The following is a 17,092-nucleotide window of genomic DNA, read 5'->3' as shown; positions in this document are numbered from 1 at the left end:
GTTTTACTATTAATCTTTTTTAATTATAGGGAGGACAAATGAAGAAACTAATTCTGACAAAGAAGACTATTGTAACTTTTGGGGTTTTATTGCTTTTCCTTTTTAGTAATTTATCTGGAAAAGTAATACCAGTACATGCTATGACTAAGAACGACCAAAGTTCTCTCATGGCAGATAAAGTTCGTGCTAGTCGAGCTATTGAACATACACGTTTTCTGTCTGAGAAAATTGGTCCACGTCCAAGCGGGACTAAGGAAGAACATAAAGCAGCTATATACATTGGAGATACATTAAAAAAATTAGGGTATGAAGTTGAGTATCAGGCATTTCCTGTACCAGATCAATATATTGGGAGTATCTCTTTTAGTATGTATGGAGAAAAAGAATGGCAAGTTGGAGCAGCATCTAATGCATCTATACCTAAAGATCCTGTCGTGGGGAAGGTAGTTTCTATAGGAAAAGAGAATGATATTAAAAATTCACCTGAATCAATTCATGGGAAAATAGTATTATTGGAACAAGCTGATACGTATGAGAAATATAATGAACAAGTTGAGTATGCAGCAGAAAAGGGAGCAAAAGCTGTATTGTTATATAGTACGATTGGGGATAGGGGCAACTATGGAGAAGCCTTTAACCCAGTTTTAAAAAAGAAACAAGAAATACCTGTATTTGGGCTTGCTTATAATCAGGGAATAAGAATGAAAGATAAGATAGTGCATAATAAAAATATAGTTAGTTTAAAGGCAAAACACGAAATGAATTTGAGTTCATTAAATGTTATTGCGACAAAAAAGCCCAAATACAAGACAGATAATGAGGATGTAGCAATAATGAGTGCTCATTATGATAGTGTTATCGGAGCACCTGGAGCAAATGACAATGCTTCCGGCGTAGGACTTTTATTAGAGTTAGCATACAATTTTAAAGATATAGAGACTAATAAAGAAATTCAATTCATAGCCTTTGGAGCAGAAGAAAATGAATCTTTAGGTGCTTACCATTATGTTAATCAATTATCTACAACAGATAAGAAACATATTCTAGGGGTTTTTAATGCAGATATGATAGCGACAAGTTACAAACAGGCTAAGGACTTATATGCAATGACACTAGATGGTTCTCAAAATGAAGTAACAAATACTGCGGTAGCTACTAGTAAGGCATTAGGGAAATCGGTTGTATTAACTGGAAAGTTTGATTCTAGTGATCATGTGCCATTTTACGAAGCTGGAATTTCCTCGGCACTATTTATTTGGATGGATGTAGAGAGTTGGAATCCCCTAATTTATCATGTTGAAAAGGTATTCCATACACCTCAAGATACCGTTTTAGAAAATATTTCTCCTCAACGTATGCAGGAGGCACTAGAAATTATAGGGACAAGTTTGTATTACTTTATCAAAAGATAGGTTTTTCGGAGGTTTCAGCATAGCCGGCTAAATTTAGGTTTTAATAATAATATAGTAAAACTTTTGTTGGGATAAAAATATACTTTGAGCATAGGCGAGGTAACTATATGAGGAGTGCATGGAAAGAATTAAGGGGGATGGACCTTAATGTCTGGATCCGCTTTATTGGGGAAGCTTTAAATGGTATTGCAATGATGATGTTAATGCCATTTTTTGCATTATATTTGAAGGACAAAGTGGATTCTCTACTTGAGGTAGGTATAATTATAGCCTTATCTCCAATTGCAGCAAGTATTGGTTCATTAATTGGAGGGCATATAGCAGATACTTATGGTCGGAAACCAACTATGGTGCTCTCTATGGCGAGTAATGGGCTACTAATGCTTGTTTTTTTGTTTATTGATGGTTTTATAGCATATGCCATTTTATCTATTGGTTTAGGACTATGTAATTCTTTCTTTGAACCAGCGGCATCTGCAATGGTTACCGATGTAACAGAACCCGAAAAAAGAACTGAGGCATATGGATTACTTAGAATGGCTCATAATATAGGAGCTGCGATAGGCCCTATAATTGGTGCAGCAGTTGTGGTTGTATCAAAAGATGTCATATTTTTGATTACTTCTGGGACCATGCTGTTTTATACAATATTAATGTTATTGTTTCTAAAGGAAACAAAACCTAAAAATATCATAATACATGAGGAAACACATAAACAGTCAATAAGATTTACGTTAAGAGTTGTTATAAGAGATAGAATATTTCTATTTTATATAGTGACGGGAATCATTATATTTATGGGATTCTCACAATCGGAAGGTATGTTACCACTTCATTTTAGTAATGAGGATACAATGATTTTTGGAAATAGTAATCCATTTCCATATTTAATGACTTTAAATGGCTTATTGGTTGTATGTTTTCAATTTCCTATTTCAAAGTGGTTAACTCACAAATCAATTGGTAAATCAATGCTATATGGTGCCATTCTTTTTGGCGTTGGTCTTTTAGCAATAGGATGGTTACCGAAGTGGTTTCAGGTAATAGACGCAAATGATTTAGTTATTCTAGGCTCATTATTAATAGCCTATACAATTTATACAGTAGGAGAAATGATTATGTCACCTGTCCAAATGACATTTGTTGCTAATATAGCTCCAGAACATTTGAGGGGGACTTATATGGGAGCAGCTAATCTGCAATGGATTACAGGTAATGTATTTGGGCCTCTTCTAGGTGGTATATTACTGGATCAGCTTTTAGGGCATATGTTATTTACAATCTTAGGTGTAGGTTGTATTATTTCTGGATTTGTTTACTTACTTTTAGATAGACTTATTGAGAATAGAAGTAAAGAATTACCTATAAAACAAACATCTTAATTTTAATATTGTTAATGAGTTGAAAATTAAATTTTATGTTTTAAGAATTAAATAAAGTACACGTTTATTATTAGTAAACGTGTACTTTATTTATTAGTATTTAAATTAACTCATATATAAATTTTTTAGGTTACGACTTAAGTATATAAAAGTAATTTACTGCTTCTTTTAATCAATCATAACTAAACTTCTTGACCTATCAATATGATTAAGTAACATACGATACTCTTCTTCGTACATAGTTACACTTTGTAGAAGGGACTGGTTTTCTGCTTCTAAGTTTTTTATTTGGTTTTGTAAGTTTGTAAATTCATTTGTTTTTTTATAATTTTGTAGAAAGAGAATAATATCATCTAATGTCATAGATAAAGAATTTGTTTCTTTTTTTTGTTGAGAGAGAGAAATATTGTTTCCCACTTTTCGATTTTGTTTTGCTTGTTGTATTTCCTCTTGGTATTGTTTTCTCACGTATGAATTCCAACGAAATCCACAAGCCGCAGGTGTCCGATTTAGTAGTTTTGCTACTTCCTTGAATGCAGCTAACTGTGTTCCACCGTTACGAATATTCTGGAGTACTGTTGATGCGAGAAGTAAATCGTTATCGTTAGTCCAGGAATCTTGTCTTGAGATTACCACGTTTTGCCCCCTTTATATGTTTTATATTACATATATGCAATTACCTATAATGATAGAAGCCTAACTTCTATTGAAATATTTAAGACTAAGTGGATGTAATTAGACATTCTTTCTTTAAAATGCGAAATTGCATAAAAAATTAGATTGACTATTCGTTATAGTTGTAACTATAATGGTTACAGTTGTGCAGCTAAATTAATAGGTTTGATGACATGAAGTAGTTGTATTAATGATGTATAAGCAATTATTGAAAAATGAACGGAGTTGGAAATATAAGAAGCTTATATAAAAAGAATTAAGGCCATATAAAGCATTTTATAATCATATATAAATTAAAAGAGGTGCACATTTTGAAAATTTTTAAGGGAATTATAGTTTCTTCAATTGCGTTAACAGCATTTAATGGGGTGGGTGGATTACTTCCAAGTGATAAATCAGAAGTTGCCTATGCAGCTAGTTACAATTATTCAAATAAGCAATTGAATTCTACTGTACATAAGCAAGCTACTAAACAATTAATTTTGAAATTTAAAAATGAAGTAAATTTACCATATCAGGATGGGGTGGAAAAATTCATTAAAGAAGAAAAACAAGACCCTGAATTAATTAAAATTTTAGCCGAATATCCAAATGTAACTATAAATCGACTTTTTAGTTCTTTAAATCCTAAAGAAATTAAAAATTTAGGTAGAGAAATAAACGACTCCGAACATATTTCTTCCAATTTGCTAAACTATTATATTGTAGAAAATCAAGGTGATATGGATGTACAAGCCTTACTTGCAAAGTTTGAGAAATCATCTCTTATTGAAACGGCATATCTACAGGAAGAAGAAACGCCACCTGAAGAGCGTTTACCAAATTTATCTGTTAATCCATATGATGAGCCTAGACTTACAAGACAAGGTTACCTTGAACCAGCACCATTAGGAATTAATGCACCTTATGCTTGGAGTATAAATGGTGGAGACGGAAAAGGAACAACTTTTGTAGACATGGAGTATGGTTGGTTATTAAGTCATGAAGATTTAGTGAACCAGAAGATAGAATTGATGTCTGGACAGAATAAGAGTGAACACCATGATCATGGTACCTCAGTATTGGGAATTGTTTCTGCAGAGGATAATAACATAGGTGGAATTGGGATTGCACCAAAGGCTAAGGTAAAGGTTGTATCCCAGATTAGGGATAACGGAAATTATAATACAGCTGATGCTATTTTAAGTGCCGTTAACAATATGCAAGCTGGAGATATTCTTTTACTAGAGGCACAAGCAACTTACGATGGATATGGAGATAAGAACTATTTTCCTGTGGAAGTAAAACCAGACATATTTGATGCAATTCGCATGGGAACAAATAAGGGAATTATTATTATTGAAGCAGGTGCAAACGGTGGAAATGACTTGGATCAATTTAGAGACCGTAATGGTAAACAAGTTTTAAATCGTAATAGTCCTGATTTTAAAGATTCAGGGGCAATTATGGTTGGGGCAGCTTCTGCAAGGGTTCCTCATAAACGTTCATATTTCTCTAATTACGGTAGTAGAGTGGATGTGTATGGATGGGGGAATGCAGTAGATACTACAGATGCTAAACCAAGTGAATTTATAACAAATCTATATACATCTAGTTTTGCTGGAACATCTAGTGCATCGCCTATTATTGCTGGTGCTGCTGCATCAATTCAAGGAATTGCAAAAAATAATAAGGGAAAAGTATATACACCAAGCCAGCTTAGGAATATTTTAAGCGACCCTAGTACTGGAACGAAATCTAACGATTCAATCTCTGATAAAATTGGTGTTTTACCTGACTTAAAAGCTATTTTATCTAAACTAGGTTTTTCACCAAACTTAGGTAATGATTCTTCCATTGTATTTCCTGAAGAGCAAGAAATAAATAAAGGAAATCAAGGTTCTACTATCACGTTCCCGAAAGAGGATTCCGATAATAGTGAAGGGAACTCTAATTTCATTTTCCCAGAATAATAAAAATACCTCCTATTTAGAATGATGTAAAATAGTTTACTCAATAAGAATAAAGGATATGGATTCAATAGAAATATGAATTCATATCCTTTTAATTTTAAGCTGTTTTTACTACCTTACAAAAACGTAATGTTAGCGTAATGGAAATGAATTTTGGCAGCCAATAGATTAGGATATAATTTTTGTGAGAAAAGATATGAGGTGAATAATATGAAACGAATAGTGCTTATGTGTAGCGTTTTTGTGATGTTTACTGTGGTGTTATCCGGGTGTAATTTAAATCGTCTTGGTACAGATACATATTATGTGCAAATTACCAAGGATGGTGAAAAATTAAAAGAGAAAAATGTAAATGGGGATACGACTTACGAATATAAATTACCTGGATTTGATAAGGATGGTAAGGAGAAAGAAATGGAGTTTACAGCGTTAAAAAATCTTCGTAAAGAAGCGTTTTTACGTATATATTACTCTGAGAAAAAAGGTGTGAAATCTTGGGAAGAAGTTAAAAAAGATGAACTCCCTACAAAGGTAAAAGAAAAAGTAAAGGTGGATTAATATATAATGCTTTGTTAGAGCAATATATCCTCAAACTATTAGAATGTATATTGTGAAATAGGCTAAAGTTCTTTAGAGTTGTTAAAGTAAGAGGCTGACAGTTATTGTCAGTCTTTTGCTTTTGCAGGAAGAAAATATAAAAGGTATTTAACAGGCAAGTGTTGGATTATTAACAATTATTTAAGATCCAAAGCTACAATATATCTACCCCTGAACTATAATAATTTTAGGTCAGAAATAAGCTTCTGATTTTGTGAGGAGTTAAGTACTAAAAAAGCTTAATTTTGTTTACATATTTATAGTCGTTTAAAGGATTTATGATTGGTTATGATATAATAAAATTCAAGTACAATAAGGGGGATTAATTAAATGATTTTTCAAAGCATGATAACAGCTATTATAGAAAAATTACAAGAGACGGTGAATCCCTATTGGATAATTGTGTTTGGATCAACGGCTGAGAACAGAGAACGAGAAGATAGTGATATTGATATAGCTTATGTAAGTGACACAACATTAGGGAACTATGAACGTTTTTTATTAGCACAGGAGTTAGCTAACATTGTTCATAGAGATGTTGATTTAGTTGATTTATCCGAAGCTTCTACAGTTTTTCAAGCTCAGATTATACATACAGGTAAGACAATATTTTGTTCGGATGAAAAACGTAAGGTTATTTTTGAAATGAAAACCTTAAAAATGTATTCAAAATTGAATGAAGAACGACAGGTAGTATTTGATGATATAAAGAAAAGAGGTTCTATATATGAAGAATGAGGTTATTTTAAATAAAATTTCTACAATAGAGCGTTGTATAAAAAGAATCCAAGATGTGTATGGAAATGACCCTGAAAATTTAGAGGACTTTACAAAACAAGATTCAATAATATTGAATATACAAAGAGCTTGTGAAGCGAGTATTGATTTAGCAATGCATATTGTTGCAGGGAAAAAATTAGGATTACCCCAATCTAGTCGAGAGGCCTTTGATTTATTGGTTACAGCAGGATTACTTAGCGCTGATCTAGCAAATAAGTTAAAGGCGATGGTTGGATTTCGTAATATTGCTGTTCATGATTATCAAAGTGTAAATTTAGATATTGTTCGTCAAATTATTGAAAAACATTTAACTGATTTCAAACTATTTACGAAGGAAGTAATGGGGATATTGGAATTTTAGGCGAAAGAACAGAATAATAAAGCTGAGAGAGAAAGTAATTCTATGACTAAAAAACCAGCTATTGAAACAATTACTTAATTTCGTAAGAAGAAACGCGGTCATAAGATGAGTTTGTTTTTGATTTTAGTGAATAAAAACAACATAAAATAATAGAGTTTCAAAAAAATAGCCCTCCACCAGACCTTTTTTGGTCAGATGGAGGGCTATTTTTTTCATGTTTTGATAAGTTGCGGTGAGATAAGCCTGCATTTGGACAGACTTCAGCCCCCGAAATCGAGCATATCGATAGCCATGTAGTTCTTTGGCGTCCGCAAAGCTTCGCTCTATAGTTGAACAGCGTACTTTGTAAAACTTTTTCCCTGTAACTGTTAGTTTGTTTTTTCTAGCGATATCCTTATATTTCTCCCATATATGATGAGTGATAACTTTTTGTTTCTTTGAAAAACATACCTCACGTAGCGGACAAACAGCGTAGTCTTCTGGGTTGGATTTATATTGATGATATCCTTTATGATCCGTTGTCGCATACTCTAAAATACATCCCATGGGACAAGCAAATGCATTTATTTAATTGGCTTTTTGACCCTTTACGCTCCTTGAGGAAGGAGTCTTCTTGGCTAAAATGATAAATTTGAAGCTATAAAAGCAACAGAATTATGTAATAAGTGAATCAAAAAAACAACCCAAAAAGCAGACATGGTAACCTGATATTTTTCATTCTTTTTTTTATATACCCAATAAGCATAGTTATATAAAAGACCAATTATCGTTGTACCAACTATATAAGTGATTCCGTATTGATGATTTAATCCAAATATAATTGAAGCTATTAAAATGATAAGGTAATCGCGATTTTTAATGTAAGGAATCCAACTTAATAGCCAAAATAAAAATACTTGAAAAACTACTGTTTCATATATAGGTGCCGCTAATACCCCTAATAAAACTTGAAGAATAAGAGTTGCTTCTGTTATTGGGTTTTTTTGTATTTCAGGTAAGAATAGATCTAATGGTATTACAAATAAAAATGATCCTAATAAAATAAGAAAAACAAAAGAAATGGTAGGCAAAGCAAACATAAATCTATTTATTTTTTTTAGCATCTATATTTCTCCTATAATCTTTTATTACATCTATATGAAAAGTAATAAATAATTGAGTCTCTTTTTGTTTGACATGTTTTCATCTACTATTGATAAAAACTGTTCTGTAATTGAATTCTTGGCTTATATGTAGATTTAGCGATAAAGTAGGGATATATTAACACTATATTGTTAATATCAAAATATTAAAGAGCTAAGTGAGATATTAAGATCACACCAATTTTATGATGAATATAATATCAAGCCCGTTAAGGAAATATGATGTATAGGACACGCTTGTACTGCTTATTTTACTATATGAATATTTAAGTGCATATAGTTTTGAAGGAGTATGTATTTTTGCATTTTTTAATACAAAAGTTTTTTATTAAAAATTTACTTTCTGCGCTACCTCATATGAATTTAAGACAATTGAAGAGTAAAGGCCAAAAGAGTCTAAGTTTTGATTGTACAGGTAAATATTATAATGTTATAGAAAAATAAGGAAAAAAGTTATAAAATAGGAAATTGAATTAAACTTTCAGATTTTATTGTTCTGCAAGATAAAAATAACTAAAGACCAGTCTCTTAAAAATTCTTATCTTTATTTAAAACTAACGATAGTATAAAAAATCCTCGCAGAAGGTGCTGCAACAAGTCTAATTTGAAAATCTTTAGGAGATAAATATGGAATTTTAAATATTCTTAGTCGTCTATTAAACATTATAGCAATTATTATAGGTAAACCCTTTAATATAATCGATTTAGAAGAAATCAGTACAAATAGAAAAGATGAAGTAGTAGAAGTATTACGTCTTCCTTTTAATAGATTTCCAGGAGCAGCTGGACATATAAAAGATGAAATTGTAAATGAAAAAAATTGGAACGTTTGGTTGAACGATTAGTATGCGATTTTAAAGTTTAAATTAATAACAGAAAGAGAAACTCTTAATATGCTACTACTTTGTTTTTGTATTGTTGAAAATAAGAAAGGTGAAATCAATGAAAAAATATTGGCATAAGCTATCGTTGCTTCAAAAAAATGTATTACTAACGGTATTAGTAATTCTGACCCTTGTTGGAAGTATGGGAGCGTTAAGTTTTAATATGTTTCAAAATAGTATGATGTCTATATTTGAGAGGCAGTCTTTTGAAACAGGTGATGCGGTATTAAATCAATTAGATCTAGAAATAGTAAAAGATGTAGCAAAAGACCCCACAGCTCAAAGAGTGAAGAAAGAAAAATTGACAGAGCAATTAGATAAATCTATAAAAGATATGAAAAGTGTTGGGCAAACATATGCTACAGGAGCCAAGCTAAATGATAAAGCTGAATTACAAATAGTAGCTTTGGATACACAATTAGCAAATACTGTTTCTGTAAAACCAGGTGAATACTATGAGCAGCCTACTTATTGGATGAAAACATATGATAAAGTAATACAAACAAAACAGGCACAAATGACAGAAGTGTATGAAGATGAATTAGGGTTCTGGGTAACAATTTTAGAGCCAGTTACAGATGAAAATAAAAATATAATTGCAATTGTTGCAGCCGATTTGGATGCTTCCATTATTCCTCTTACAAAGAAACAATTTATGATACAAGGTTTACTATTTATTATAATTTCATTAACAATCGCAATTACAATTCAAATATTTATCTCACGAAACTCTCTATCGCCTTTAAAGGATTTACAAGAAGGGTTACGTAAAGTTGGTGAAGGGGATTTAAGTATTAAATTGAATGAAAGATCTGATGATATAGGAATAACTAATATCTATTTTAATAATACTATTAAAAAGTTTAATAGTATTATAGATAAAGTAAGGCAGACTGCTGAGCAGGTTTCGACATTTTCACAGGAATTATCGGTAAGTACAAAAGAGAATAGCATAGCCTTTAAAGAAATTGCAAGTGCTATTACAGGATTAAATTTAGGAGCACATTCTCATGAATATGTAGTGCAAAAATGTTTAGGGATTGTTCAAGAAATGGAAAGTAAGATGAAAGAAATTAAAGGAGCTGCAAAACAAGTTGGCAATGCTTTGGAAGACATGGACCAGCATTCTGTAGAGGGAAAAGATTTGATTAAGCAAATCGTGAATCAAATGAAAAGAATCAAAGATACAGTTCAGGATGTATCTTCTAGTATTTATGCATTAGAAGTACGATCTAAGGAAATTCATGAAATTCTTACTGTAATTACAACCATTTCAAATCAAACAAATTCATTAGCTTTAAATGCTTCTACTGAATCCTCATGTGCTGGAGAGATGGGAGAAGAATTTTCAGGTGTTGCGGACGAGGTACGTATATTAGCGGGAAGAACCGAGGCATCTGCAAGGGATATAGCTAAATTAATTGGTGAAACCCAAGCTGAAGCAGAGAGAGCTGTAAGATCCATACAGAAGAGTTCAAAGGAAGTTGAATCAGGAATAACACTTGTTCAAAGTAGTGGTGCTTTCTTTGAAAAGATTTCAGAATCTGCACAATCTGTTACAAATCAAATTAAAGCGAATTCGAATCATTCAAGTGACATTCTAAAAGATAATCAAACAATTGTTCAGTTTGTAAATGAATTATCACACATTGCAAATACATATGTGAATAGCAGTAGTAATGTGGAGACAAGTATGAAAGAGCAAGAACTATATGTACAAGATATTGCAGAGTTAGCAAATTCTTTGAATTGGCTCTCGCAAGAGTTACAGGGGTTAATAGGGGAATTCAAAAGTAAGTAGGATAGAAGAAGGTGTAGGTATAGAGTATGACCTATACCTTTATTTATTCCCACATCAGAGATGAAAGCTTAGGTATATATGAAAAATAGCTAAACGAATAATTTTTTTGCATATTTTGTTGGAAATAGAGCATGATATTACCAAATTCAACGGAGGTGTTTAAAAAATGCAAATTCGAGAAAATAATAATTCAAACGAAATCTTAATAGCAGCGGCAGCAAGTGCAATTGAGCAAATGAAGTATGAAATTGCTCAGGAGTTTGGCGTTACACTTGGACCAGATTCAACATCACGAGCAAATGGTTCAGTAGGTGGAGAGATTACGAAACGTTTAGTTCGTATGGCGCAAGAGCAGTTATCTGGTCAATATAAAATTCACTAAAGTTAAAGGTATATCCCATTGAAGGGATATACCTTTTTAATTTGCTTTTAAAGAGAATCGTTACATTTTTTATTGTTGGTTAAGTTGAGAAACTGCAAATTTAGCTGTGAAATTCATTTTCTTCATGTAAGAAGAATTTACTCCTGCTTGAAATTGAACAGAAATATTACCGTCTTTTTGTGCTTTGAATACGCGACCATATGGTGAATTAGCATTGTATGTGCCAATTACTTGATTATCTGCATCAAAGACTGTATAAGAAATTGGGAACCCGGAATTTTGTACAAAGACTGTAAGTTCGTCCCCTTTACTAAGATTAAATGATTCTTTTTGAGAAACTTCATAGGAATTCATAGAGTAATATTTTGTAACTTCTTGAATTTCTAAATTCGTAGTTGCCGCACTCGCTTTTGGTGCCTCTACTCCTGGTAAATTCATACCTGATAGTACTGCAATTCCTAGTGCCCCTGCTAAAATAACTTTTTTCATAATGCTAGTTCCTCCTTTAATATATTTTGAGATTTGAAAAGGAAGTGAAAATACCACTTCTTGAAACCATTATAGTTACAATGAGAATGATTTTCAATATGGTTTGATATGTAATTCTGCATACATAAGGTGGCGCTATAAGATAATCTATCTGAGATTTAGAATATTCTTAGAAGAAGAGGAGGACAAATTTTTAAAACTATGAATGGAATTGTAGCTGTTTTTTTATATATGTTGGTTTTATAAGTGAATATTTCGTTGAGTTTATTTTTGTTCGTTTACTTTAAATGAAATATTTTAATGTTGATAAAGTTTTATGAATTGGGATTATTGAACAAAAATGAGATATTGTGTGTTATGCTAAAGGAGTAACAAAGCACACCATCCTGATAATATTGTGTATATTTACCCTATGTATGTCGTTTGTATTAGAAATAAGAAGTCTCTTAAAAAGAGACTTCTTATTTTTGTATGGAGGGGGTATTGCAGATGATTGATTATTATCATTTTTTTATTTACCATGTCAGGTATTGCCTTATTTTCTTATATACAACATGCTTGAAAACCAATGAAAAGAAACAAATGGATATTCTTTGTTGTAGTATTTTCATTTTTCTTTTTGAATTATTTATTTCTTAAATTCGCATAGGTAAATATAGGTGGGGATACGTTTTTAATTCTAAAATATAAGAAAAAGAAAGGTAAAATTCTTCCTTTCATGATTTAGTATATCTATGTGAATATTCAATAAGATTATTAAAATGTGTATTATTAGATGTGAAGCGAATTCATTATGTAATTTGTTAATGGAATTGACGCTGTGTATATTGTATCAAAATGCCCATAGGCATATGTTACTTCAATATATGAACAGAAGCCCCTGTAAAAGCAGAGGCTAGTAACATGTATAGATAACGAGTAAATCATTGTAAAATTGAAATGTTTAGTTTGAGATAATAATCAATACAATTTTATTGCTATTATTCTTGAATTATATAAAAATATTTTAACTTTCTTTTAAGCTTAAATAGAATTTGGCATAAAATTAGGATTTAGATTGATTGATCTATATAAAAACATAGCCATTTGTTCTCTAGTCACAGGAGCGTTAGGACTAAAATTCTTTCCACCAGTTCCACTAGCTATTCCGTTACTATAAAGGGCCTTTACATATTCATTTGCCCAATGCCCTTTCATATCATCAAATTCGTAGGGAGCTTTTACTTTCAAATCAAATGATTTTGTTAATACAGCTGCGATTTCAGCCCTTGTTGTTATATTTTTGGGATTGAATTTTTTTTCTGGATTCACACTAAATATCCCCATCTTTGTTAATGCTAAAATCTCTTTTTTAAACGGATTATCGTTTATATCAGTGAACGGATTGTTAGTTGTATCTTGTGGTTTTAGGTATCTATACAAAACAGCTGCTAATTGTTCTCTCGTAATATTATCAGTGGGACCAAAATAACCATTTCCATACCCGCTCATAAATTTCTTTTGAACCATATAAGTAATTTCGTTGTAAGCCCAATGATTTTTAGGAACATCAAGTAAAGAAAATGGTGTAACAGTAATATAACTACTAAAATATTTTGCGGATTTATCATAATTTACATACGCATCCGTTGGTGAATCACTCCATGTATCATGCACTACTATGTCACGATAGTTTTCATTTGTTTCAGGCAGGTATAGTTGCATATAACCAATTCCAGTCATTGTATGATTCCCATAATAAGGTTCCTCGAGCGTGTTTATTATTATCGGTCTATCTGAATCAATTTCTTTTATGTATTTTTCATAAGTAGGTTTCTCATCATACCCAATTACAGGATTATACCCGCGACTCTGAAAATACTGTTCAAGCCCTGGCTTCATTCTAGACTCGATAGTGCTACCTGCTGAATCTGTACCCATTGCGGCACCTAAATTATCAATTAATTGATTAGAAGTTTCATTACTTCGAAATAAATTATCATATCCATGTTGTCCCCAATAAGCTACTAAGTTTGCAATTGCTGTTGGAGAACAGCCATGATACCAGGTGTAATCAGGTACATTACTAATATTATGTTCTTTATAATCCGGTTCTTGTGAGTTTAATTCCATCTGGGGTGCATTATATGTGTGAGGTTGATGTTGTTTTTCTTTATCTTTATCTATTTGTATACTTTTGGCTTGATTTATACCTATGGCTTGGCTGGTGTGGATATTAATTACTTTGTCTTTCTCTTTTTTTAGATGGTGAAGTGGCCCAGTATATATAGCTTTTCCCTCGTCAATATTTTTGTAGGGATTAGAACCTTCTCTAGTAGATTCTAAGATAGGAGAACCATTGTTCTTACTATCCGCAATGATATATCCAAGATCTTCATTATTCTTTTGTACTTGAAATAAGTATCCAGTAATCTGTCCTTCTAAATCATATAGTGTTTTACTTTCGCTGAAATGGGTATCTTGCCACTTTGAGTTGGCTTGTTTACTTACTCCTTTAAGATATTTTTCAGCTTTACTTTGTGCTTCTTGTTTTGAAATAGTATGGATATCTGTTTTTGCGGCATACGTATTGCTAGGGTGGCTTAGAGATAGACCTATAAGAATTGCAGCCGCAGATGATAATAAACGCTTTATTTTCATTTAAATTCCTCCTGTGTATTTTTTCCATAAAGTAACAATGTTTATAACATAGCATAATTTTCTAAAAATTTACATATTTTATTTTGATGTTTGTAAAATTTTGGAGAATTTTTAGGATCTTAAAAGGTGGTGCATATATTATTAATTTAATAGGGAATCAAAAGGTTAAAAGTTAATCGTCTTGATATTGCTATGTGATAATTAAATCTAGATTAATTAATTTTTTTATTCTAGAAGTTATATGTTTGTTTAAAAATAGAGATAAAAAAATTGATGTGTACAAAATTTAAGACATTATATTTGTGATTCTTATTTTATTATTAGCCCTTGTAAACTTGTTGATTTAGTGAATATATGCATATAACTTATTTCTTACTATGTATCATGTTTGAATATAGAGGAATAAGAGATTTGAAGTTAAAGAAACCTTTTCTATTGATTACTAGTTAATTATTATTTGATTTTTTTTGAATGAATATGTAGTCTTAAATGATTATTTTTTCCAAAAAAAGTATTTACAATTTTTAGATCATGTGTTTATAATTTACAACGAATACACTGAATAATTTGTTTAGTGAAAAAATACAGAATAATCGGAGGGTATTATGAATAAAAAAATTGTAATTAGTTCATTATCGGCTGTCATGTTATTATCAGCTGCACCTATTTCTTCTTCAGCAGCAACTCAACCTAACAACTATCAAGATATACAAAAAAACATAATCCAAGAAAGTACAATAGGGAATGTGAATTTTAATGTGTTAGAAACAACAGAATTTAGAACTATTAAAGTTCAGGAAAACGGAAAGAATAGTATTGTTAAGTTTAATAAAATGACTAACGAATTAACTATCGATGATGAATTAGTCGAAGACTTGAATATGAATAATGTGTTACAAGGGCAATCGCGTACACTTAATGGATTGGACAAGGGTCCTCAGTATAATCGAGGAGGGCAGGAGTTTACATATATGGGCAAATTGTATGGTAGCACAAGACCATTAAGAGACTCTGTAGCAGTAACAGCTGCAGGTATTTCTGCTATAACTAAATGCCCAGTTGCTGCTTTAATACTTGCTATGGGAGGAGCAAAGGCAGGTTTACTTGATATTTATTACTATTACTATGAATTATATGAAGCAAATCCTTTAACTACAAATTGGTTACAGTTTACTGTTACACGTTTATATTCAGATGAAGCAATGAAGAAGCCGCTTGGAGGAGAAATGACAAGTTCTGTTTATAAAATAAATTTGCCAAATAGTTGATATAAACCTAGATTCTGTGTTTTTACTAGTATAAACACAGCTTTCATCTTTAATTATGGAGCTGTGTTTATTACTGTCTAAAATTAATTAATGATTTTCACGCTTAATAGCTTGCGATGATTCAAGAGTCTTTATCCAAATATCTTAAAGTTAATTTAAAATAACTAAGGGGATATCTATTTCTTTATAATAATCTTTTGGGCTATATATTAGGAGGGAAACTTATGAAAAAAACATTAAGTTCTATAATGGTAATGGGGATAGGGGTAAGTTTAGTTTTCACCAATCCTGCATCTGCAGAAGTTAATTTACCTAATTCAAATGGGAAATTTGAAATTGCGAAAACTCAAGATGGTAGAATTCAAGGGGTAAAATCTATAGAAAATTTAAAAGTTGAGCAAATAGATTATATTTTAAATGAGATGGGATTTTCACAAGGTGAGATTTCAAAAATGAATGGCCAGTTAAAAAAGGATATAGTAAAAGCGGGAGGGAAAAAGGCCTCTTTAGAATTTTCAGAAAAAAAGCATGAATATACAGATTTAAAAGGAACTAAATATGTTATTGACGATCATAATAAAGAATCAATAGAAAATATGGAGATAGAAGAAATAAATGAAATTTTAAAAAGAAATTTTAAAAAGAGTAGTGCTATTCAATATATGGACCCCCCTTCAGTGCTGACGGATCAAGGCCAAAATTTTAATCTATTTGCCATATATCAAGGAGAACAAGATTCTAATTACGTTTATCAAATATTTTCAAGTCAATTTTGGAATGAAATGCCCCGTATTCGAGGGAATGATACACTTGGAATTACATGGGGAGATAAAGGGAAAGCTTTAGATAATACAGATTCAGCTCGTCAATCTTGGTTTGCTGGTGATGAATTTGAGCAAACTTTAAAAGCGGATCGATCAAGTATATATGGAACTCAATGGAAAATACCAGAAATAAATAATTCTACTGCCCGAGGTGTTTACACTTCTCAAAAAATTTCCATTCCTACCAAATATAAAGATTCAAAAATTAATATTAGTGCTGGTTTCGTCCATGGTTGGGGACAACCTAATTATTCATTTAAATTTGGGCCGAATGCAACTATTGACTTAAGTAATGCAAATGGGCATCATAAGTGGAGTTTAAATTATAATATTAATGCAGGATCATAATAATTAATCTTTTTAAGAATGTTAATTATTACTGTTGTAGAGATTATTGGTCAAAATATTAGCCAATAATGAAATGATGGCAAACATAAAAATATGCTTTGGTTGAAAATATATACATATATAAATATATATATATATATATGATAATAGATTCC

14 protein-coding genes and 1 pseudogene are annotated in these 17,092 nt (G+C 31.2%); 10 read left to right on the top strand and 5 right to left on the bottom strand.

Annotated features, from left to right (window positions below; translation table 11 throughout):
* Positions 1-38 precede the first annotated feature (38 nt).
* Positions 39-1,412, top strand: a complete 1,374-nt coding sequence (locus tag N2V80_RS28255) for a M28 family metallopeptidase (protein ID WP_061655867.1) — start codon at positions 39-41, stop codon at positions 1,410-1,412.
* 107 nt (positions 1,413-1,519) lie between these two features.
* Positions 1,520-2,794, top strand: coding sequence for an MDR family MFS transporter (locus tag N2V80_RS28250; RefSeq protein ID WP_061655866.1), 1,275 nt, complete (start codon positions 1,520-1,522; stop codon positions 2,792-2,794).
* Positions 2,795-2,962: 168 nt separating this feature from the next.
* Here the strand turns inward: N2V80_RS28250 and N2V80_RS28245 are convergent, their stop codons facing one another.
* Positions 2,963-3,430: an RsfA family transcriptional regulator gene (locus tag N2V80_RS28245; RefSeq protein WP_061655865.1), complete on the bottom strand. Its 468-nt coding sequence runs from the start codon at positions 3,428-3,430 to the stop codon at positions 2,963-2,965.
* A 350-nt stretch (positions 3,431-3,780) separates the two neighbouring features.
* Here N2V80_RS28245 and N2V80_RS28240 point away from each other — a divergent pair, with 350 nt between their 5' ends.
* The 4 genes from N2V80_RS28240 (at position 3,781) to hepT (ending at position 7,159) form a co-directional block, all read left to right on the top strand.
* Positions 3,781-5,421 (top strand): S8 family peptidase, encoded by a 1,641-nt coding sequence (locus N2V80_RS28240; RefSeq protein WP_061655864.1) that lies wholly within the window; start codon positions 3,781-3,783, stop codon positions 5,419-5,421.
* Between the two features lie 210 nt (positions 5,422-5,631).
* Positions 5,632-5,979 carry a YxeA family protein gene (locus tag N2V80_RS28235; RefSeq protein ID WP_061655863.1) on the top strand — a complete coding sequence of 116 codons (348 nt, stop codon included), beginning with the start codon at positions 5,632-5,634 and terminating at the stop codon, positions 5,977-5,979.
* A gap of 369 nt (positions 5,980-6,348) precedes the next feature.
* A complete protein-coding gene (gene mntA, locus N2V80_RS28230) occupies positions 6,349-6,756 on the top strand; it encodes a type VII toxin-antitoxin system MntA family adenylyltransferase antitoxin (RefSeq protein WP_000577226.1) in 408 nt (135 codons plus the stop codon).
* Entirely contained in the window at positions 6,746-7,159 is a 414-nt protein-coding gene (hepT, locus tag N2V80_RS28225) for a type VII toxin-antitoxin system HepT family RNase toxin (RefSeq protein ID WP_000787540.1), read from the top strand. Before mntA ends, hepT begins: the two co-directional genes overlap by 11 nt.
* Positions 7,160-7,282: 123 nt before the next feature.
* On the opposite strand, the pseudogene N2V80_RS28220 reads toward hepT, so the two are convergent.
* Both N2V80_RS28220 and N2V80_RS28215 read right to left on the bottom strand, forming a co-directional pair.
* Positions 7,283-7,726 (bottom strand): annotated as a pseudogene (locus tag N2V80_RS28220) (transposase); the annotation flags it as partial.
* Positions 7,727-7,776: 50 nt separating this feature from the next.
* A complete protein-coding gene (locus N2V80_RS28215; protein WP_061654678.1) occupies positions 7,777-8,262 on the bottom strand; it encodes a CPBP family intramembrane glutamic endopeptidase in 486 nt (161 codons plus the stop codon).
* A 981-nt stretch (positions 8,263-9,243) separates the two neighbouring features.
* Between N2V80_RS28215 and N2V80_RS28210 the strand changes: the two genes are divergently transcribed.
* On the top strand, positions 9,244-10,986 hold the full coding sequence (locus N2V80_RS28210) for a methyl-accepting chemotaxis protein (RefSeq protein ID WP_061654679.1): 1,743 nt from the start codon (positions 9,244-9,246) through the stop codon (positions 10,984-10,986).
* Positions 10,987-11,152: 166 nt separating this feature from the next.
* Positions 11,153-11,368, top strand: a complete 216-nt coding sequence (locus N2V80_RS28205) for an alpha/beta-type small acid-soluble spore protein (protein WP_001167049.1) — start codon at positions 11,153-11,155, stop codon at positions 11,366-11,368.
* A 69-nt stretch (positions 11,369-11,437) separates the two neighbouring features.
* On the opposite strand, the gene N2V80_RS28200 is transcribed toward N2V80_RS28205, so the two are convergent.
* Together N2V80_RS28200 and N2V80_RS28195 are read right to left on the bottom strand one after the other, a co-directional pair.
* Positions 11,438-11,857, bottom strand: a complete 420-nt coding sequence (locus N2V80_RS28200; protein ID WP_061654680.1) for a hypothetical protein — start codon at positions 11,855-11,857, stop codon at positions 11,438-11,440.
* Positions 11,858-12,880: 1,023 nt separating this feature from the next.
* Complete coding sequence (locus tag N2V80_RS28195) at positions 12,881-14,497, bottom strand: S-layer homology domain-containing protein (RefSeq protein WP_340981013.1); 1,617 nt, start codon at positions 14,495-14,497, stop codon at positions 12,881-12,883.
* A gap of 605 nt (positions 14,498-15,102) precedes the next feature.
* Here N2V80_RS28195 and N2V80_RS28190 point away from each other — a divergent pair.
* Positions 15,103-15,765, top strand: a complete 663-nt coding sequence (locus tag N2V80_RS28190) for a hypothetical protein (protein WP_061654720.1) — start codon at positions 15,103-15,105, stop codon at positions 15,763-15,765.
* Between the two features lie 224 nt (positions 15,766-15,989).
* Complete coding sequence (locus N2V80_RS28185; protein WP_061654721.1) at positions 15,990-16,937, top strand: hypothetical protein; 948 nt, start codon at positions 15,990-15,992, stop codon at positions 16,935-16,937.
* Positions 16,938-17,092: the final 155 nt, after the last annotated feature.

It is taken from the genome of Bacillus sp. FSL W8-0640 (genome assembly GCF_038007725.1).
Taxonomy (GTDB): Bacteria; Bacillota; Bacilli; order Bacillales; family Bacillaceae_G; genus Bacillus_A; species Bacillus_A cereus.
This window is presented reverse-complemented; position numbering and strand designations above follow the sequence as displayed.